The 18,828-nt window shown below is 54.4% G+C and carries 18 protein-coding genes; 14 read left to right on the top strand and 4 right to left on the bottom strand.

The annotated features are described in order from the left end of the window. Positions 1-129: 129 nt before the first annotated feature. Entirely contained in the window at positions 130-648 is a 519-nt protein-coding gene (gene ompX / locus C1N69_RS06800; RefSeq protein ID WP_025757274.1) for an outer membrane protein OmpX, read from the bottom strand. Between the two features lie 354 nt (positions 649-1,002). On the opposite strand from ompX, the gene rhtA reads away from it, so the two are divergent. The 6 genes from rhtA to ybiO all read left to right on the top strand — a co-directional run bounded on the left by rhtA (position 1,003) and on the right by ybiO (position 7,601). Beyond that, the gene (gene rhtA / locus C1N69_RS06790; RefSeq protein WP_025757273.1) at positions 1,003-1,890 is read left to right on the top strand and encodes a threonine/homoserine exporter RhtA; all 888 of its coding nucleotides are present in this window, start codon (positions 1,003-1,005) and stop codon (positions 1,888-1,890) included. A gap of 299 nt (positions 1,891-2,189) precedes the next feature. Beyond that, on the top strand, positions 2,190-2,693 hold the full coding sequence (gene dps, locus C1N69_RS06785) for a DNA starvation/stationary phase protection protein Dps (RefSeq protein ID WP_025757272.1): 504 nt from the start codon (positions 2,190-2,192) through the stop codon (positions 2,691-2,693). A gap of 362 nt (positions 2,694-3,055) precedes the next feature. Further along, complete coding sequence (gene glnH / locus C1N69_RS06775) at positions 3,056-3,799, top strand: glutamine ABC transporter substrate-binding protein GlnH (protein WP_025757271.1); 744 nt, start codon at positions 3,056-3,058, stop codon at positions 3,797-3,799. A gap of 85 nt (positions 3,800-3,884) precedes the next feature. Further along, positions 3,885-4,544 (top strand): glutamine ABC transporter permease GlnP, encoded by a 660-nt coding sequence (gene glnP, locus C1N69_RS06770; RefSeq protein WP_003858462.1) that lies wholly within the window; start codon positions 3,885-3,887, stop codon positions 4,542-4,544. Next, entirely contained in the window at positions 4,541-5,263 is a 723-nt protein-coding gene (gene glnQ / locus C1N69_RS06765; RefSeq protein WP_025757270.1) for a glutamine ABC transporter ATP-binding protein GlnQ, read from the top strand. The genes glnP and glnQ overlap by 4 nt, the downstream gene beginning before the upstream one ends. A gap of 124 nt (positions 5,264-5,387) precedes the next feature. Beyond that, positions 5,388-7,601: a mechanosensitive channel protein gene (ybiO, locus tag C1N69_RS06760; protein ID WP_155030886.1), complete on the top strand. Its 2,214-nt coding sequence runs from the start codon at positions 5,388-5,390 to the stop codon at positions 7,599-7,601. Positions 7,602-7,646: 45 nt separating this feature from the next. Here the strand turns inward: ybiO and rlmF are convergent, their stop codons facing one another. Continuing rightward, positions 7,647-8,558, bottom strand: a complete 912-nt coding sequence (gene rlmF, locus C1N69_RS06755; protein ID WP_161599384.1) for a 23S rRNA (adenine(1618)-N(6))-methyltransferase RlmF — start codon at positions 8,556-8,558, stop codon at positions 7,647-7,649. 242 nt (positions 8,559-8,800) lie between these two features. Here rlmF and mcbA point away from each other — a divergent pair, with 242 nt between their 5' ends. The 3 genes from mcbA (at position 8,801) to ybiJ (ending at position 9,996) form a co-directional block, all read left to right on the top strand. Beyond that, entirely contained in the window at positions 8,801-9,067 is a 267-nt protein-coding gene (mcbA, locus tag C1N69_RS06750) for a DUF1471 family periplasmic protein McbA (RefSeq protein WP_025757267.1), read from the top strand. A 116-nt stretch (positions 9,068-9,183) separates the two neighbouring features. Continuing rightward, on the top strand, positions 9,184-9,450 hold the full coding sequence (locus C1N69_RS06745) for a DksA/TraR family C4-type zinc finger protein (RefSeq protein ID WP_047958081.1): 267 nt from the start codon (positions 9,184-9,186) through the stop codon (positions 9,448-9,450). A 285-nt stretch (positions 9,451-9,735) separates the two neighbouring features. Continuing rightward, positions 9,736-9,996, top strand: coding sequence for a DUF1471 family protein YbiJ (ybiJ, locus tag C1N69_RS06740; RefSeq protein WP_025757265.1), 261 nt, complete (start codon positions 9,736-9,738; stop codon positions 9,994-9,996). 119 nt (positions 9,997-10,115) lie between these two features. Here ybiJ and ybiB read toward each other — a convergent pair whose 3' ends face one another. Continuing rightward, positions 10,116-11,078 carry a DNA-binding protein YbiB gene (ybiB, locus tag C1N69_RS06735; protein ID WP_047958080.1) on the bottom strand — a complete coding sequence of 321 codons (963 nt, stop codon included), beginning with the start codon at positions 11,076-11,078 and terminating at the stop codon, positions 10,116-10,118. Positions 11,079-11,297: 219 nt separating this feature from the next. On the opposite strand from ybiB, the gene C1N69_RS06730 reads away from it, so the two are divergent. From C1N69_RS06730 to C1N69_RS06710, 5 genes are all read left to right on the top strand, one after another. After that, the gene (locus C1N69_RS06730; protein ID WP_025757263.1) at positions 11,298-11,831 is read left to right on the top strand and encodes a fimbrial protein; all 534 of its coding nucleotides are present in this window, start codon (positions 11,298-11,300) and stop codon (positions 11,829-11,831) included. Between the two features lie 61 nt (positions 11,832-11,892). After that, the gene (locus C1N69_RS06725) at positions 11,893-12,567 is read left to right on the top strand and encodes a fimbrial biogenesis chaperone (protein WP_155030884.1); all 675 of its coding nucleotides are present in this window, start codon (positions 11,893-11,895) and stop codon (positions 12,565-12,567) included. Between the two features lie 72 nt (positions 12,568-12,639). Then, the gene (locus tag C1N69_RS06720; protein ID WP_244956320.1) at positions 12,640-15,135 is read left to right on the top strand and encodes a fimbria/pilus outer membrane usher protein; all 2,496 of its coding nucleotides are present in this window, start codon (positions 12,640-12,642) and stop codon (positions 15,133-15,135) included. A 15-nt stretch (positions 15,136-15,150) separates the two neighbouring features. Next, positions 15,151-16,140, top strand: a complete 990-nt coding sequence (locus C1N69_RS06715) for a fimbrial protein (RefSeq protein WP_244956319.1) — start codon at positions 15,151-15,153, stop codon at positions 16,138-16,140. A 10-nt stretch (positions 16,141-16,150) separates the two neighbouring features. Further along, positions 16,151-16,651 carry a fimbrial protein gene (locus tag C1N69_RS06710; protein ID WP_155030882.1) on the top strand — a complete coding sequence of 167 codons (501 nt, stop codon included), beginning with the start codon at positions 16,151-16,153 and terminating at the stop codon, positions 16,649-16,651. Here C1N69_RS06710 and dinG read toward each other — a convergent pair. Next, a complete protein-coding gene (gene dinG / locus C1N69_RS06705; protein ID WP_155030881.1) occupies positions 16,638-18,815 on the bottom strand; it encodes an ATP-dependent DNA helicase DinG in 2,178 nt (725 codons plus the stop codon). The genes C1N69_RS06710 and dinG overlap by 14 nt on opposite strands. Positions 18,816-18,828 lie beyond the last annotated feature (13 nt).

The raw sequence follows: 18,828 nt of genomic DNA, 5'->3' as shown, positions 1-18,828 counted from the left end.
CCCTGGCCCTCTCCCACGGGGAGAGGGAAAAAACATTAAAAACGGCAACCCAGGGTTGCCGTTTTGCTTTTACCTTGCAAAAAAAAATCCGCCACAGTGGGCGGATTTTTTATTTAATCACCGAAGTGATTAGAAGCGGTAACCTACGCCCGCGATCCAGGTGCCAACGTCAACGTTGCGGATACGGCTCTGCTCATAGGAGAAGTCCAGAGCTACGTCCTGGATTGGGTTGAACTGCAGGCCTGCGCCATAGGAGAAGCCATAGTCGCTGTTGCTTGCAGTGCGGTTCAGACCTTCGTTTTCGGTCTGCTGGAATTTACCGTAGCCAACACCAACAACACCGTAGATGCTTGCCCAGTCGTTCAGACGGTAAGCTGGACCTGCGGTGATACCGTAGTATTGACCTTTGTTGTATGCGCCGTTTTCAGAACGATCTTTCTCGGTGTAGGTGAAAGAACCGATCACGCCCAGTGGGTTGTTATCCTGCTCGTAACGATACTTCAGGTTGAAACCGTTAGCTTTGTTCATCACGCCCTGCATATCGCTCTGAGCGTAACCACCAGTTACAGTAGAAGTAGCAGCTACAGCGGTACCTGCGGAAACAGCCAGTACAGCGGCCAGTGCTGAAAGACATGCAATTTTTTTCATAACCACCTCAAATGTGCTTCAAGTAAGTCCGTAAGTTTTAAATATATCAAAAAAATTTGCGAAACTCTTTGTGATTCGTGATGTCTAACGAAGCCTTTCCTGTAACAGAACGTTTCCATCGACAGTTATCTTATTCAAATCACGAAGGTTTTCTGCTGCAAAACGCCAATAGTGCGCGTCAATGCCGTTACATTCATCCAGATTATTCCTAATCTGACAGGCGATAAAACCAGCAGTGCTTATCTATTTTACGGATTTTCCCTGGTTTTTTTTCAACAGTAGCTCAACCGTTGCGCCATATTTCCATTACACTGCGGCTTTTACCCTTTTTGACAAAACATGACAGGAGAAAGGATGCCAGGGTTATCCCGCAGGTCGTCGGTCTGGATGCCGGTAGCTGTAATACTGATTGCGATGTTGTCCATTCAGAGCGGCGCATCACTCGCGAAATCACTCTTCCCGCTGGTGGGCGCGCCGGGCGTGACGGCGCTGCGTATCGCATTAGGCACCCTGATCCTCGTGGTCATCTTTAAACCCTGGCGGCTGCGCGTCCAGAAAGCACAGCGACTTCCGCTGCTTTTCTACGGGCTGGCGCTGGGGGCTATGAACTATATGTTCTATCTCTCTATCCAGACCATTCCTCTGGGCATTGCCGTCGCGCTGGAATTTACCGGCCCGCTGGCAGTGGCGCTTTTCGCGTCCCGTCGGCCTGTTGACTTTATCTGGGTGATATTAGCCGTTCTGGGATTATGGTTCCTGTTACCGCTGGGCCAGAACGTCTCCGAGATCGACCTGACGGGGGCCGCGCTGGCTCTGGGGGCGGGTGCCTGCTGGGCGGTCTATATCCTTACGGGTCAACGTGCCGGGGAAGAGCATGGGCCGGCGACCGTCGCGCTGGGGTCATTAATAGCGGCCATCATCTTTGTGCCGCTCGGCATGGCGCAGGCCACGGAGTCCATCTGGCAATGGTCAGTGATGCCGGTTGGGCTCGCTGTCGCCGTCCTCTCGACTGCGCTGCCCTATTCGCTGGAGATGATTGCCCTTACCCGCCTGCCCACGCGCATCTTTGGTACGCTGATGAGCATGGAGCCCGCGCTTGCCGCTATCTCCGGGATGATCTTCCTCGGTGAAACCCTGACCTTTACCCAGACGCTGGCACTGTGCTCCATTATTGCAGCGTCTATGGGCTCGACGCTCACCATGCGTCCCGAGTCAAAAGTTCAGAAAGTAGACCTTAGCTAATGACGTATATCCTGCATGGCTTCATTGTCATGCAGAATAAATGCCAGGGAGAAAACCCTTATATTTGCTGACATGCTTTGTCACAAAGAAGACATATTCTCCTCGTACCCAAAGCGGTAAGCAGAATTAAGATTGATCTGCATCAATTCCAGAATCCTCCTTGTCTATCAGTGAGTTAAAAATACAACGCACTTCTTGCTATTAAACCAATAGGCACAGCCAGACCGCAGGGAAAAAATCCGGTGCTATACTTAGTTCCGTAATTACCTGGGACATAAACATCAAGAGGATATGAGATTATGAGTACCGCTAAACTGGTGAAAACGAAAGCGTCTAATCTGCTTTATACCCGTAACGATGTATCGGACAGCGACAAAAAAGCAACGATTGAGTTGCTCAATCGCCAGGTGATCCAGTTCATCGATCTTTCGCTGATCACCAAACAGGCCCACTGGAATATGCGCGGTGCAAACTTTATTGCCGTTCATGAAATGCTGGATGGCTTCCGCACAGCACTGGTGACCCACCTCGATACCATGGCCGAACGTGCTGTGCAACTGGGCGGTGTGGCGCTGGGTACCACGCAGGTGATCAACAGCAAGACGCCACTGAAAAGCTATCCGCTGGATATCCATACCGTTCAGGAGCACCTGAAAGAACTGGCGGACCGTTATGCCATCGTGGCAAACGATGTGCGTAAAGCCATCAGCCAGGCGAAAGACGAAGATACCGCAGACATCTTCACTGCTGCCTCCCGCGACCTGGATCAATTCTTGTGGTTTATCGAATCTAACATCGAATAATTCATACGAATTATCTATTAAGCCCTCGCCCACTGGCGAGGGTTTTGCACATCTATGGTGCACACTTTTTGCCTGAGACCGTGCAAAAGTGAAGAAATTGTAATAATCACCTCACACAACCGTTAACGAAAGATTGTTTTTTCGTCAGAATTTCCGCTAAATGTCTCCCCGTCAGTTGCACCAAACCAGACGCACCAAAACAGTGCTCCACATTGGTGCAACAGAACGCCATTGCCACGTTTATTGTGCAATGCATGACATCATCCCCTTTACAAAACAATAGCTTGTAAAGTTGGCACGATTTTTTCATTGTGCCACGTGTTCTCGCAGGGGATCGCCCCGTGGATATAAAAGGAAATGCTATGAAGTCTGTATTAAAAGTTTCACTGGCTGCACTTACCCTGGCTTTTGCGGTGTCCTCTCAGGCTGCCGACAAACTGGTTGTGGCGACCGACACGGCGTTCGTTCCGTTTGAATTCAAACAGGGTGATAAATACGTTGGTTTTGATGTGGATCTGTGGGCCGCTGTCGCAAAAGAACTCAAGCTGGATTACACCCTGAAGCCAATGGACTTCAGCGGCATTATCCCGGCACTGCAAACCAAAAACGTAGATCTGGCGCTGGCGGGTATCACCATCACTGATGAGCGTAAAAAAGCGATCGACTTCTCTGACGGCTACTACAAAAGCGGCCTGCTGGTGATGGTCAAAGCCGATAATAACGACGTAAAAAGTGTGAAAGATCTCGACGGCAAAGTGGTTGCAGTGAAGAGCGGCACCGGTTCTGTTGATTACGCCAAAGCGAATATCAAAACCAAAGACCTGCGTCAGTTCCCGAATATCGATAACGCCTACATGGAACTCGGCACCAACCGCGCTGACGCGGTTCTGCACGACACGCCTAACATCCTGTACTTCATCAAAACGGCGGGCAACGGCAAGTTCAAAGCGGTGGGTGAGTCTCTGGAAGCACAGCAGTACGGTATCGCCTTCCCGAAAGGCAGCGACGAGCTGCGCACCAAAGTTAACGGCGCGCTGAAAACGCTGAAAGAGAACGGCACTTATAACGAAATCTACAAAAAATGGTTCGGTACCGAGCCTAAATAATAAGACGTAAAAAATGACGTTCACTCGGGGGCGACCTTTCGCCCCTGATATTTTTGAAACACGGTAACAGTAACAGGAAATTATCATGCAGTTTGACTGGAGCGCCATCTGGCCTGCCATTCCACTCTTGCTTGAAGGCGCTAAAATGACCCTGTGGATTTCGGTCCTGGGTCTGGTTGGTGGGTTGATTATCGGTCTTGTCGCCGGTTTCGCCCGCACCTACGGCGGCTGGATTGCAAACCACATCGCACTGGTATTCATCGAAGTGATCCGCGGCACGCCCATTGTCGTGCAGGTCATGTTCATTTACTTCGCCCTGCCCATGGCGTTCACCGACCTGCGCATCGACCCGTTCAGCGCCGCCGTCGTCACCATTATGATCAACTCAGGCGCCTACATTGCGGAAATCACCCGCGGTGCGGTGCTGTCGATTCATAAAGGTTTCAGTGAAGCCGGTCTGGCGTTAGGTCTTTCTCGTCGCGAAACGATCCGTCACGTTATTCTGCCGCTGGCGCTGCGCCGCATGCTGCCGCCGCTCGGTAACCAGTGGATCATCAGCATTAAAGATACGTCGCTGTTCATTGTTATCGGCGTGGCTGAGCTGACCCGTCAGGGCCAGGAGATCATCGCTGGCAACTTCCGTGCGCTGGAAATCTGGAGTGCGGTAGCCGTTGTCTACCTGATCATTACTCTGGTTCTGAGCTTCGTTCTGCGTCGTCTTGAAAGAAGGATGAAAATCCTGTGATTGAATTTAAAAACGTTTCCAAGCACTTTGGCCCAACCCAGGTGCTGCACAATATCGATCTGAGCATCAAACAGGGTGAAGTGGTGGTGATTATCGGGCCGTCCGGCTCCGGTAAATCGACCCTGCTGCGCTGCATCAACAAGCTGGAAGAGATCACCAGCGGCGATCTGATCGTCGATGGTCTGAAGGTGAATGACCCGAAAGTGGATGACCGTCTGATTCGTCAGGAAGCGGGCATGGTGTTCCAGCAGTTCTACCTCTTCCCGCACCTGACGGCGCTGGAAAACGTGATGTTTGGCCCGCTGCGCGTGCGCGGCGCCAACAAAGCGGCGGCCGAAGCGCTGGCAAAAGATCTGCTGGCGAAAGTGGGTCTGGCAGAGCGTGCCCACCACTACCCTTCTGAGCTCTCCGGCGGCCAACAGCAGCGTGTGGCGATTGCCCGCGCGCTGGCGGTTAAACCGAAAATGATGCTGTTTGATGAGCCAACCTCAGCGCTTGACCCGGAACTGCGTCATGAAGTGCTGAAGGTCATGCAGGATCTGGCCGAAGAAGGGATGACGATGGTTATCGTGACCCATGAAATCGGCTTTGCGGAGAAAGTGGCTTCCCGTCTGATCTTTATTGATAAAGGCCGTATCGCGGAAGACGGTAACCCGCAGGAATTAATCGCGAATCCGCCGAGCCCGCGTTTGCAGGAGTTCCTGCAGCACGTCTCCTGATCCACCGCGTTACGCTGAGCCGGGCATGCCCGGCTTTTTTACGCCAGATTGTTCTCAAAAATCCTCCTCTGCTTCCCGACTTCTATACTTATCATTTTGTTCGACATTTTCACCGGAGGACGCCGTGCCGTGGATCCTGTTGCTGTTGATAAGCCTGTTTAGTGCGCCATCGTTCGCCGTTGCGATCCCCGGCGTCACCACCGGAACGACCGCGACGAAGGAAAATACGCCGCCACCTGAGCCCGATGTCGAACAGAAAAAAGCCGCCTACAGCGCCCTTGCCGACGTCCTTGAGAACGATGCTTCTCGCCAGGAGCTTATCAGCCAGCTGCGAAAAGTCGCCGCCACGCCGTCGCAGGAGCCGGTCCCTGACATCATCCCTCCGCAGGTGGAGGAGCAAAAAACGGTGCTGGAAAACGTCACCGACGTCAGCCGCCACTATGGCGAAGCCCTCTCCTCACGCTTTGCCCAGCTCTATCGTAATCTGATTGGCTCACCGCATAAGCCCTTTAACCCACAAACGTTTACCGTCGCCGCCACGCAGTTCCTGATGCTGGCGGGCGCAGTATTTCTTTTTTACTGGCTGGTGCGCCTGAGCGCGTGGCCGCTGTACCGCAAAATGGGGCAATGGGGTCGCAGGAAGAATCAGCAGAGAAGCAGCTGGCTCCACCTGCCGTTGATGATCGCGTCAGCGTTTATCATCGATTTACTGCTGCTGGCGCTGACGCTGTTTTTAGGCCAGATGCTGGCCGACAGGCTGAATGCGGGCAACAAAACCATCGCCTTCCAGCAATCGCTGTTCCTCAATGCGTTTGCCCTGATTGAGTTCTTCAAGGCACTGCTGCGGCTACTGTTTTGCCCCCACGTGCCGGAACTGCGTCCTTTTTCCATACGGGATGAGAGCGCGAAATACTGGGCGCTGCGTCTGAGCGTGCTCAGCGGGTTAATTGGCTATGGTCTGCTGGTGGCGGTGCCGATCATCTCGAACCAGGTGAACGTCCAGTTTGGCGCGCTGGCAAACGTGGTGATCATGCTGTGCATTACCGTCTGGTCGCTGTACCTCATCTTCCATAATAAAAAGACCATCACCGAGAGTCTGCTGTATCTGGCCGATCGCTCCCTCTCGTTCTTTAGCCTCTTTATTCGCGCCTTCGCCCTCGTGTGGCACTGGCTGGCCAGCGCCTATTTCATTGTGCTGTGCTTCTTTTCGCTGTTCGACCCGGGTAATAGCCTGAAATTTATGATGGGTGCCACATTCAAAAGCCTGGCCATTATCGGCATCGCGGCGTTTGTGTCGGGCCTGTTATCCCGCTGGATATCAAAAACCATCACCCTCTCACCGCAGGTGCAGCGCAATTACCCGGAACTGCAAAAACGGGTGAACGGCTGGATGTCAGTCTCGCTCAAGGTCGCGCGCATCCTGACCGTCTGCGTGGCGATTATGCTGCTGCTCAACGCCTGGGGGCTGTTCGATTTCTGGAACTGGCTGCATAACGGCGCCGGGGAAAAGACCGTCGATATTTTAATTCGTATCGCGCTGATCCTGTTCTTCTCTGCCGTCGGCTGGACGCTGCTGGCAAGCCTGATAGAGAACCGTCTGGTCTCCGACATTCACGGCAGGCCGCTGCCCAGCGCGCGTGCCCGCACGTTGCTGACGCTGTTCCGCAATGCGCTGGCGGTAATTATCAGTACCATCACCATCATGATTGTGCTGTCCGAGATTGGCGTGAATATCGCCCCGCTGCTGGCCGGTGCCGGTGCGTTGGGGCTGGCGATCTCCTTCGGGTCACAGACGCTGGTGAAGGATATTATTACCGGCATCTTTATCCAGTTTGAGAACGGGATGAATACCGGCGATCTGGTGACGATTGGGCCGCTCACCGGCACGGTGGAGCGCATGTCCATCCGATCTGTCGGCGTGCGTCAGGACACCGGGGCGTACCATATTATTCCCTGGTCTTCGATCACTACCTTCGCCAACTTTGTGCGCGGGATTGGTTCCGTCGTGGCGAACTACGATGTGGATCGTCATGAGGATGCAGACAAAGCGAAGCAGGCGCTGAAAGATGCGGTAGAAGAGCTGATGCAGATGGAGGATATTCGCGGGCTGGTGATTGGCGAGCCATCATTTGCCGGCATTGTCGGGCTGACGAATACGGCATTTACCCTTCGCGTCTCCTTCACCACCCAGCCGCTGAAGCAGTGGACGGTGCGCTTTGCCCTCGACAGCATGGTGAAAAAACACTTTGATCTGGCAAATGTAAGGATGCCGGTGCAGACATATCAGGTCTTGTCACCGCCCGCCTCACCGCTCCCTCCGCAGGAGCCGACGCTGTGACCGAGCCGGGTGGCGGCTTCGCCTTACCCGGCCTACGACGGCGTGTTATTTGCGACGTTTGTTATCGTCCATAAACGACCAGGCGATAAAACGGCTCTGTTTCTGGCCTTGCGCCATCTCTTTTTTCACCACTTTGACGGCACCGGCTTCGGTCAGCGCGCGGTACAGTGGCGGCAGGTTATCTCCCCGGGAAACCAGCGTTGTGAACCACTTCACCTGACGGGAAAACTGCTTGCTTTCTGCGATCATGCGCAGAATGAATGCGACTTCGCCCCCTTCACACCACAGCTCCTGCTGCTGGCCGCCAAAGTTCAGCGCAGCGTCTTCCGCCTGACCGAGATTGCGGCGCTTGCGCTCGCTGCCCGCGCGGGCGGCGGCGGCTGAATCATGAAACGGCGGATTGCACATCGTCGCGTCGTAGCTTTCATTTTTATGGATAATGCCGTTGAAGATAGAGGCGGCGTCTTTCTGACGACGCAGGCGAATAGCACGGCTTAATCCCGGGTTAGCGCTGATAATGGCCTGGGCGCTGGCGAAGGCCTCAGCACCGATTTCGCTTCCGGTGAAGCGCCAGTGATACTCATGCGCGCCGATCAGCGGATAAATCAGGTTCGCCCCGGTACCGATATCGAGCATGGAAGCGTTCTGGGGTACCACGCCGTCACGATCGTCTGCGAGGAGATCGGCAAGATGGTGCACATAATCTGCGCGGCCTGGTACAGGCGGGCAGAGAAAGCCTTCCGGAATATCCCAGTGCGCCACACCGTAAAAATGCGCCAGCAGGGCTTTGTTCAGCATTTTAACCGCCTGCGGGTCAGCAAAGTTAACCGACGGTTCACCTGCTGGGGTCTGAACAAGGTAATCCTGCAGCGGCGGGCAGCTCAGGCATAAGGCCTTCATGTCGTAGCGGCTGCGATGGCGATTTCGCGGGTGCAATCCCGGCTTTTGGGAAGTCATGGCATTCTCCTTTAAACAGCGGCGTAAGATACCCTTTGCTGGCCCAACGGTAAATCTTTCTCTTCTGCGCTTAAAAAAACGCCATAAATCAAACACCTTTATGTCTATGATCTGTCAGCGAATTGTCAATTAACATCGTTCAAAAAATAAGCAGATCATCATCAAATATTTGCGCCTAATCACACTCGTCCGGCTTCTAAACTTAAAGGGAATCACCTGTTGTTTCCCCTGAGGATGTGATTATGAAAAAATATCTGACCCTTGTCGTTGTTGCCGGTGTTCTGGCCACCGCGTCATTTTCTGCCATGGCCGTTCAGTCACTGACCCAAAGTACCGATACCAGCCAGCTCCGCCCTGCGGGCACCGTGTCGGTAAGCCGTGCCAGCAACCTTGACGATCTGCAAAATAAACTGGCTGAAAAAGCCCGCGAGGAAGGTGCGAAAGGCTTCGTGGTGAATTCCGCCGGTGGCGATAACCACATGTATGGCACAGCAACCATCTATAAATAGTCTCCCCTTCTGAGAATCACTGCATCTGGCCGACAGGTGCAGTTCTCACCCCCTGTCTTGATTGCACATTTTTTGACCCCATATGACTCAGATATCCCCCGCGTGAGGAGAATGCCATGGCTTCCGGATGGGCGAATGACGACGCCGTTAACGAACAGATCAACAGTACAATTGAAGATGCCGTTGCCCGCGCTCGCGGCGAAATTCCGCGCGGTGAGAGCTTAACGGAATGTGAAGAATGTGGAGAGCCCATCCCGGAGGCGCGGCGTAAAGCCATTCCCGGTGTGCGGTTATGCATCCAGTGCCAGCAGAATAAAGATTCGAAAAACAAATCTCATTCGGGATATAATCGCAGAGGATCGAAAGACAGCCAGTTACGTTGACTTTCCTTTACCTAAGTAAACCCCGAAAATGCGTTCCTTTACGCTCACGATTTTTTGCCCGCCGCGTAGCAAAATGTGCCCTTCATCACGCCTCTGTAAAGCGCAGCGACAAGAAATGTAAATCTCTCTTCTGAATTTATTAATATTCAATAAGTTATTTGTCATTCAATTTTTTTGAGCAACCACGTCAATTCTCTTCGATTTTATCTGTCGGAAAAAAGCGTGATACTTATCACATCGACGGAACATCGTCCCCTTAACAGAATAACCTGCGAGAGATTAATTATGAAAACCATCAAATATGCTGTTGCTGCTGTTGCCCTGTCTGCTCTGTCTTTTGGTGCATTCGCTGCAGAACCGGTTTCTCCAGCTCAGGCGCAAAACATGAATAAAATCGGTGTGGTGAGTGCAGAAGGCGCGACCACGCTGGACGGTCTGGAAGCCAAACTGGCTGAGAAAGCGGCAGCTGCCGGTGCAAGCGGATACAGCATCACTTCCGCGAACACCAATAACAAGCTGAGCGGTACTGCGGTTATCTACAAATAATCGACTGAATGAATGCTGTCCCCTCGCCATACCCTCTGGTGAGCTGCTCCAACCCTCATTGACCCTGTTGTTTGTTACCCTTGCTTGCCCGTCCGCCACTGGACGGGCTTTTTTTTTGTCTAAAACGCCTGCGCCACGCGTGCAAGCCCGGCCTCGACTGACTCCACCTCTCCGGTCGCCAGCAGACAGCAGGCCATCTGAAGTTTGATCGAATGCGGAACAGGCACATTTCCGGCCAGACACTGCTCAATCCAGTGCGCGGTGGTATGCGGATCTTTTGCCTCAGGCACTATCACGCCGACATTCTCTTCCTGACGTTCCAGTACGGGCCGCGTGCCTGCGGGATCGATTAAGACCAGCTGCGGACAGCGCTGCGGGTTGGCGTAAACCTCCCCTTCTGTGCCGTGCATCAGCAGTGCCCTTCCGCCAATCTCCTCAAAGAAGGTGCCTACGCGCGTCACGTACTCCGGATGCGACACGCTGGAGAGGCGCAGGGCATCCGCTTCGCCAAAGGGTGTGGCGAGTTTCGCCAGCGTGTGTGCGCTGTTGCGCACGCCCATGCGCCAGCGCATATCCAGCTGCTTTTCCAGCGGCGGGCAGAGTGCCTTCACCGGAATATAGACTGGCTGATGGCCATCCAGCTTCGCCTGCGCCTGGCCGGCGTGCAGCGTCGGTTCAATACCTAACATGCCAAAGATGGTTTCCGTCAGCACGCGCGTGGGATCTTCGCTGACGCCATGGACCACCACCGGAAAACCCAGCTTGTGCAGCAGAATCGCCAGCAGAGGGGTGAGATTCGCCTGCTTGCGCGCGCCGTTATAGGTGGGGATGACAATCGGCATCGGTTTTGCCACCGGGGGGGTTAAACGCAGCGTTTGCGCCTGCATCGCTTCATAGAAGCCGCGCATCTCCGCTTCACCTTCGCCTTTAATACGGAGCGCAATCAGGATACCGCCCATCTCCAGATCGGGAACATCGCCGTTGAGCATATGGGTGTACAGGGCACGGGCCGTTTCCTGATCCAGGTCGCGGGCATGGTTTTTTCCTCGCCCTACCTCTTTGATAATTTTACGATAATCCACGACATCTCTCCTTGCGGCTCTTTGCAGATACTATAGCCCTGATAAATGCCTGGCGGGTAATCATTTTCCTCTCCCCGTGCCGCCGAAGGCGCTTCGAGGGTAAAAATGGTCTGAAGATAAATTGAACGAAAAATAGTTCTCAGCGATAGTTCCTGCCGAATTAATCAGCCACGTGATGATTAATACCCGAAGTGCCCTATTTTCATTCAGAGGATTTAAATGAAAAAATTAATTATTGCGGGGATCGCTGCCGGGATGGCGTGTGCTTCCGTTTCTGCTTTTGCATCCAGTGGTGAGGGTCAAATTAATTTCACCGGTGAAGTTATTGACTCGGCATGTACGGTTGTAAACGGTTTAAGCAATCCACTTACCGTATCATTAGGTAAGGTTGCGAAATCGGCATTTACCGGAAGTGGTTCGACGACGTCGACTACCCGCTTTAGTATTCAACTTAAAAATTGTCCCGATACTGTTACCAGCGCCTCGGTAACATTCGGCGGGACACCTGATGGTAACAATAAGGATATCCTTGCTGTGACGTCAGGAACCGGTACCGCGTCAGGAGTGGGTGTCCAGTTGCTGGATAAAACGCAAACCCCACTGAGTTTATATACGTCTTCCGCTGCGTATACCCTCACGTCAGGTACTACAACGAACGATCTGGAGTTTGGTGCACGCTATATCCAGACCGGAGGAACCGTTTCCGCCGGCGTGGCGAATGCTGCATCCACCTTCACCATCGTTTACAACTAATAAAACAGATATTAGCTACCCCAGTGGCTAATATCTGTTATTTCTTGATGACGGTTTCACTATGCGAAAATATCTTCTGGCTTCCTCCTTTTTATTTATTGCCTCTGTCGCCCATGCCGGAATTACCATCGGCGGTACGCGCGTGATCTATCCAGAAAATAAAAAAGAGTCTTCCATTGGAATCACCAACCCGGACAACCTCAACTACCTTGTCCAGTCATGGGTGGAAACGGAAGATAACGCACGCGAGAAAGCCCCGTTCCTGATCACGCCGCCCCTGTTCCGCCTTGACGGAAAGCAGGAAAACGTGCTGCGTATCATCAGAACCGGGGGGGATTTACCCGCCGATCGCGAATCGCTGTTCTGGTTGAATATTAAATCCATTCCCTCTTCTGAGCGCAATGCAAACATCAACACGCTGCAGATCGCGATTAAAACCCGAATTAAATTGCTGTATCGCCCGGCGAGTATTACCGGTAATCCGGAAGATATGACCACGCAATTATCCTGGCACACGCGGGGAAATCAGCTGATTATCGAAAACCCCACGCCGTTTTATATGAATTTCCAGGAAATAAAACTCGACGGTAAAAAAGTTGACAAAGCCACCTATGCCGCACCGAAAAGTGAAACGGTTTTCACCACCCCTAGAAATATAACTGCACATACCGTGAGCTGGAAAATCATCAATGACTACGGCGGTATTAGCCAGTCATATTCTGCGCAAATTAAATAACCGCTGGATTCGCTAAACATCATTATGAGCTGGGAATATTCCACCGAACCACCCAAACAACACGGGCGCTCAATGCTGATTGCATTGGGTTGTACCCTGTTGGGTGTTTGTGTGCAAAAAGTTCTGGCCGATGATTATTTCAACCCGGCGCTGCTGGATATTGACAACCCGAGCCAGGGAAAGACTGACCTGAGTATCTTTGAGATTGGCCCAGGCCAGGCGCCGGGTAAATACCACGTCGACGTGTTCGTTAACAACAATAAAGTTGCAGCCAAAGAGATTGAATTCACGCTAAAAAAAGACGCCAGCGGAAAATCAACGCTGCAGCCGTGCCTGAGCGCGGCTCAGTTAAAAAGCTTCGGCATTAATATCGATAAATACGTGCAGGACGATAAGGCCCAATGTATTGATCTGAGCCTCATCCCCTCCGCCAGCGCAACGTTTCATGTTAATCCCCAGCAATTGCTGTTAAGCATTCCGCAGACCGCGATTACCCAGGTCCCGCGTGATTACGTCGACCCGCAGGAATACGATGAGGGGATTAACGCCCTGCTGCTGAATTACAGCTTCAGCGCCGGGAACAACCGCGGCAAAGGTGAAAACAGTACCGATCAGCACAGTGAATTTCTTAACCTGCGTCCGGGTCTTAACCTCGGGGCGTGGCGTTTACGGAACTACTCCACCTGGAGCAAAACCAGCAGTGACGGTGACGCGGAGAGTGCGTTTTCCTCCGTCTATACCTATGCCCAGCGCGATATCGTGCCGCTTGGCGGTAACGTCAAATTCGGGCAAAGCTCTTCCCCTGCGGACGTGTTTGACAGCATCTCTTTCACCGGGGCGCAGATCGCTTCGGACGACGATATGCTGCCGGACAGCATGAAAGGGTTTGCGCCGGTGATCCGCGGTACCGCGCACAGTAACGCTCAGGTGATTGTCCGCCAGAACGGTTACGTCATTTACCAGAATTATGTCGCTCCCGGCGCGTTTGAGATTAACGACCTCTACCCCACCGGCGGGAGTGGAGATTTGAACGTCACCGTGAAAGAGACGGACGGCAGCGAACAACATTTTGTCGTGCCCTACGCGTCGGTGCCGGTATTGCAGCGTGAAGGCCACTTTAAATACAGCCTTACCGCGGGGCGCTATCGCAGCTACGACAGCGACGTCGAGAAAACGCCGTTCATCCAGGGGACCGCAATCTACGGTTTGCCTTATGGCTTTACGGCCTACAGCGGCGTGCAGGCAAGCCAGTATTACGATGCGCTGGCGCTGGGGTTCGGGAAGAACATCGGCGAGCTCGGCGCGTTTTCAGTGGATGTCACCGGTGCCAGATCGGAGATGCAGGACCAGGATGCCACCCACGGTCGCTCCTGGCGCATCCGCTACAGCAAAGATTTCGCCACCACTGGCACCCATTTTTCCATTGCTGGCTATCGCTATAACAGCAAGGGGTTCTACACCCTGCAGGACACCCTGGATTCCCATACCCGCAATGATGACTGGGAAACCCCGGATACCCGGCGCAGCCGTGAAGAGGCCACTGTCGACCAGTCGCTCGGCGGCACGTTTGGTTCGCTGACGTTAAGCCTGGTGAAAGAGAACTACTGGAACGCAAGCCAGGGGATGACCTCCCTGAGCCTCGGCTACAACAACGCCTGGCACGGGATCAGCTACGGTCTGAGTTACGGGCTGGATAAAAACACGCGTGACGGCAGTGACGATAATAATGAGAAAACCAGCGAACAGACCCTCGCGTTCAACGTCTCTGTTCCCCTCGATCGCTGGCTCAGCAACACCTGGGTGAACTACAACCTGAACAGCACCAGACACGACACAACCCAAAGCGTAGGCCTGAACGGCACCGCGCTGGCGGGCAATAATCTCAGCTGGGCCGTGCAGCAGGGCCACAGCCAGAGCAGCGGCGACAGCTCCAGCCTGAATGGCGATTACAAAGGCACCTATGGTGAAGTGAGCGCCAGCTATTCGCAGGATAACCAGCAGCAACAGCTCAACATCGGTCTTCAGGGCAGTGTGATTGCCCATGCTCACGGCATCACCCTCGGTCAACCAATGGGTGAGACCGCGGCTCTGGTGGAAGCGCCGGGCGCAGACGACACGAACATCACCAATCAGACAGGCGTGAATACTGATTTCCGCGGCTACGCCATTGTGCCGTACGTCACGCCATATCGACATAACACCCTCGCGCTGAATACCGAGACCCTGCCGGGCAATGCGGATATTGACCAGGCCGCGAAAACGGTGACACCAACGCGCGGCGCGATTGTGCGCGCGCATTATGAAACCCACGTTGGCAGCCGGGTGTTGATGACCTTAACACGCGCGGATGGTCGGCCGATTCCGTTTGGGGCAACGGCCTCGCAGGTCCATCAGGACGGTGAATTTATTGTCGGTGACGGCGGTCAGGTCTACCTGACCGGTATGCATGAGCAAGGCACGGTGAAGGTCAGCTGGGGAAAAACCGCCGACAGCCATTGTTCCGCGGCGTATCACCTGCCGGCGAAAGACGACGGTGCTGTTCTTAACATCACGGCGCAATGCGTATGACTTTTCCGGGGAAAAATGAACATGTTTAAATATGCCTTTGCGCTGCTGGTGCTCCTCATCAGCGTATGTCTCATGCCGCACGCCCATGCGGCGACAACCTGCGACAGTGCCGATCTGCCCTATAACATTAATGTCGGCACGCTGTCCGTTCCAACAACCCTCGACACGGGCAGCGTCATTCCGGGATCTGCAAAGACGCACACCGTCAGCGGCAGCTGCACCGGAACGCTTGCAAATCATACCCTTATTGCCTGTTATTACGGGACGGGAGCTGAAGTGCCGGGCATGCCAGGCGTTTATGCCACCAATATTGACGGCATTGGCATTGAGCTTCTGAACAGCAGCGGGCAGGTCGTTCGCGGAACGGGGTATACCTGTGACTCAAGCGCTACGCCGGTAGGCAGTGTCAGCAGCGACAGCGGGCAAACATTCTCTTTCACCTATACCGAACGGTTAATTAAAACCGCCTCACGCATTGGCGCGGGGACGGTTTCCAGTGCGCAGGATCCGTTTGGATTCGGGGTATATAACTCTGTCGGTATTTCTGGCGCCCGCAATACCAGCCACTATTCCACCACGATTTCGGAGAGAACGGCCACCTGCTCCATTGACCCGCTCAATCTGACGGTCACGCTAGGGGACTTCCCGGTCTCACAATTTACCCATGTGGGCAGTTATACGGCATGGAAATCATTCAATATCACCGCAACCTGTACAGAAACGGTGAATCTTACCGCGTCGGTCACCAGCGCGAATGGCTATAACAGCCAGTATCCTGATGTCCTGAACCTGACGCCTGGCGGCGGTAGCGCCACGGGTATCGGCGTGAGAATGCTGCTTGACGGCGTCGATCTTCGCTACAACTACCCTATTCCGGTGGGCGGAAGTACCGAGCCCAACGTGCCCGACGTCATCCCCTTTTCCGTTCAGTATTACCAGACCGATGCCACCGTAACGGCCGGAACAGCCAATACCGTTGCCACCATCGATCTTGAATATCAGTAAGGATGAACCGATGAAACCGTTTTTGTACTGTCTTTGGCTGGCGACTCTCCCGGTGGCCGCAACCGACGTCACCGTCAATATTGCAGGGAATATTTACGATACCACCTGCCAGGTGGACAGCAGCAGCCAGAACATGGTGGTCGATCTGGGTCAGACGCTTTCCAGCAATTTTAAATCCGTCGGTGATACGGGGAAATGGAAAGACTTTGACCTTCTCCTGACAAATTGTCCTGCCAGCCTGATGGTCGCCACCATCACGGTCAATGGCCAGCCGGACGCAAAGCATCCCAACAAGTACGCCAACACGGGAACAGCAGGTGGCCTCGCCCTTGAACTGGCAGACCGGATAGATTTTATCACCCTCGCCCCACAAGCCAGTTTCAACACGATGATTAACGGCTCAACCCATACTGCTGCTTTTCCGATGGCCGCACGCTATTACGCAACATCGATGCCGGTAACGGCTGGCACCTTCAGTAGCGTTGTTCAGGCCACCTTTACTTACCAGTAGGACCGCGCCCCTTAGCACGGATGCTTTTCCGACGCCCGGCAGTCTGTTTTGCCGGGCGTTTTTTTATTTCCGGTACTTGAGGCTGTTCTATCGGGAACACCGGTAAGGCATTCAGCAGCCGCTGGCCGTAGTTTTTGGTGAGCAGACGTTTGTCATAGATAACGACCTCCCCCCAGCAGCCGTGGCTTCGGATGAGGCGTCCCACCTGCTGGATCAGGTTAAACGACGCTGCCGGTAAGCTTTGCACCTCAAACGGATAGCGGTTCAGGCTTTTGAGCCACTCTCCTTCGGTGATCACCACCGGGCTGTCGATCGGCGGGAAGGCGATTTTATGGATATGCACCTGTGTCAGGTAATCCCCTTTTAGATCCAGACCTTCAGCGAACGACTGCAGCCCCACCAGCACGCTGCGCTCACCGCCATCGATGCGCTTGCGGTGCGTTTCCACCAGCCGGTAGCGCGGCTGGTCGCCCTGCACCAGCAGGAGTAAACGCAGGTCGGTGACGTGCTCAAGGAACCGTTGCATGGCGCGCCCACTGGCAAACAGCACCAGCATCCCGGGGTATTTTTTGCTCTCGACCTGCTCGCGGAAGTAGGCCGCCATCTCCGCGATGTGCTGCTCTTCGTTGTCAATCAGCGGCTCGTATTTCATGCGGGGAATAACCAGCTTGCCCTGTTCGCAGTGGTTAAACGGCGAGTCCAGCGCCACAAAGCGGTCGCCCGCTTTTTCTTTCAGGCCGCTCATCTCCTGCAGACGCGAGAAACTGTTAAGGGAGCGCAGAGTCGCAGAGGTCACCACCACGTGCGGTACGCTGCGCCAGATCAGCTTTTCCAGCTGGTCGGCCACGCGGATGCCCACGCAGTGGAAAAAGAGATGCACCTGCCCGTCGCGCACTTCGCGGGTGGCCCATTTGGTAACCGGCGCGCCGGAGGCCTGCGCCATTGAGGCCAGCCGCCAGAGCTTGCTCTGCGCTTCGAACATCCCCAGCGCGCGGTTCATCTGCAGCAGAATGCGGTGCAGGCGCACGACGTCGTGGGTGCCCGTTTTCTCGCTGAGATCGTTTAAGAACAACTCTGCCAGACCGCGCAGCTTTTCCAGATGCTTCGCCAGCTGCTGGCAAATCTCCATCACCTCTTCCGGCAGCTCTCCCATGGCGAAGCGGTGCTCGGCCTCCTGGGCTGCCGGAAGATAAAGATTCAAAATGTTGTTGAGCGAGGCAATCAGGCCGTAGACCTCTTCGCAATGGTCGCTCAGCCGCTCGGGCACCGCCAGCGGGGGCGTGGTTTTCGGGCGGAACTGCTCCATGCAGGTGGCGACAAGCTTGCAGAAGAGATCCAGCTGCAGGCGGAACCAGGGCGCGGTAATTTCCGCGCTCATCTCCAGCGCGTCGCGCGCCACGTCGGGCAGATGGTGTCCTTCGTCGAGCACCAGCAGCAGGTTTTTCGGCTCCGGCAGCACCGCTTCGCTCTCCAGCGCCGCCATCACCAGGGCGTGGTTAGCCACCACCACTTCGGCTTCCTGAATTTCGCGCCGCGCGACGAAGAACGGGCATTCGCGGTAGTAGTGACAGTTGCGGTTCAGACAGCTGGCTTTGTCGGTGCTGAGCCTGCGCCACAGATCGTCGCTGATGGCTTTATCGGTGTGATCGCGCAGGCCGTCCCACTTATAGCCATCAAGATCGCCTTTAAGCGTTGCGCAGAGCTCCTGCTCGGCTTTGTTGTTTGGCGTGAGATCGTCGTCGAGGAACGCCAACAAATCCTGTTGCGACGCCTCGTTGCTGGCAAGCCCTGCCAGATTACGCGGGCAGACGTAGCGCCCGCGGCCGAAGGCGGCCGTAAACCGCAGGTCGGGGATGATTTTGCGCAGCAGCGGTAAATCTTTACTAAAGATCTGGTCCTGCAAGGCCACGTTGGCGGTGCTGACCACCAGCGTTTTGTCCTCCTCCCGCGCGATGGCGATGCCGGGAATGAGATACGACAGGGTTTTCCCGACGCCGGTCGGGGCTTCAATCGCCAGATGTCGCCCGTCGTCCCCGGCGAGCGTTTTTGCCACATCAGCAATCATCTGCCGCTGCGGCGCTCGGGGGATAAAATCGGGGATCTGCTGCTGTAGCGCCTTATACCATGCGCCAATTTGCGCCTTGAGCGCAGCGGTTAAAGCCATCGGAAAACCTGAA

It is taken from the genome of Enterobacter sichuanensis, assembly GCF_009036245.1.
GTDB lineage: Bacteria > Pseudomonadota > Gammaproteobacteria > Enterobacterales > Enterobacteriaceae > Enterobacter > Enterobacter sichuanensis.
Note: the sequence above shows the minus strand (reverse complement) of the source record. Positions and strands in the feature narration are given on the sequence as shown.

What these genes read in the sequence shown, in the direction of transcription:
- ybiJ (WP_025757265.1), top strand. Translation starts at nt 9,736, where the DNA reads ATGAAAACCATCAAATATGCTGTTGCTGCTGTTGCCCTGTCTGCTCTG.
- C1N69_RS06730 (WP_025757263.1), top strand. Translation starts at nt 11,298, where the DNA reads ATGAAAAAATTAATTATTGCGGGGATCGCTGCCGGGATGGCGTGTGCT.
- C1N69_RS06715 (WP_244956319.1), top strand. Translation starts at nt 15,151, where the DNA reads ATGAACATGTTTAAATATGCCTTTGCGCTGCTGGTGCTCCTCATCAGC.
- C1N69_RS06720 (WP_244956320.1), top strand. Translation starts at nt 12,640, where the DNA reads ATGCTGATTGCATTGGGTTGTACCCTGTTGGGTGTTTGTGTGCAAAAA.
- C1N69_RS06710 (WP_155030882.1), top strand. Translation starts at nt 16,151, where the DNA reads ATGAAACCGTTTTTGTACTGTCTTTGGCTGGCGACTCTCCCGGTGGCC.
- ompX (WP_025757274.1), bottom strand. Translation starts at nt 648, where the DNA reads ATGAAAAAAATTGCATGTCTTTCAGCACTGGCCGCTGTACTGGCTGTT.
- C1N69_RS06725 (WP_155030884.1), top strand. Translation starts at nt 11,893, where the DNA reads ATGCGAAAATATCTTCTGGCTTCCTCCTTTTTATTTATTGCCTCTGTC.
- C1N69_RS06745 (WP_047958081.1), top strand. Translation starts at nt 9,184, where the DNA reads ATGGCTTCCGGATGGGCGAATGACGACGCCGTTAACGAACAGATCAAC.
- glnP (WP_003858462.1), top strand. Translation starts at nt 3,885, where the DNA reads ATGCAGTTTGACTGGAGCGCCATCTGGCCTGCCATTCCACTCTTGCTT.
- dps (WP_025757272.1), top strand. Translation starts at nt 2,190, where the DNA reads ATGAGTACCGCTAAACTGGTGAAAACGAAAGCGTCTAATCTGCTTTAT.
- mcbA (WP_025757267.1), top strand. Translation starts at nt 8,801, where the DNA reads ATGAAAAAATATCTGACCCTTGTCGTTGTTGCCGGTGTTCTGGCCACC.
- glnH (WP_025757271.1), top strand. Translation starts at nt 3,056, where the DNA reads ATGAAGTCTGTATTAAAAGTTTCACTGGCTGCACTTACCCTGGCTTTT.
- rlmF (WP_161599384.1), bottom strand. Translation starts at nt 8,558, where the DNA reads ATGACTTCCCAAAAGCCGGGATTGCACCCGCGAAATCGCCATCGCAGC.
- dinG (WP_155030881.1), bottom strand. Translation starts at nt 18,815, where the DNA reads ATGGCTTTAACCGCTGCGCTCAAGGCGCAAATTGGCGCATGGTATAAG.
- rhtA (WP_025757273.1), top strand. Translation starts at nt 1,003, where the DNA reads ATGCCAGGGTTATCCCGCAGGTCGTCGGTCTGGATGCCGGTAGCTGTA.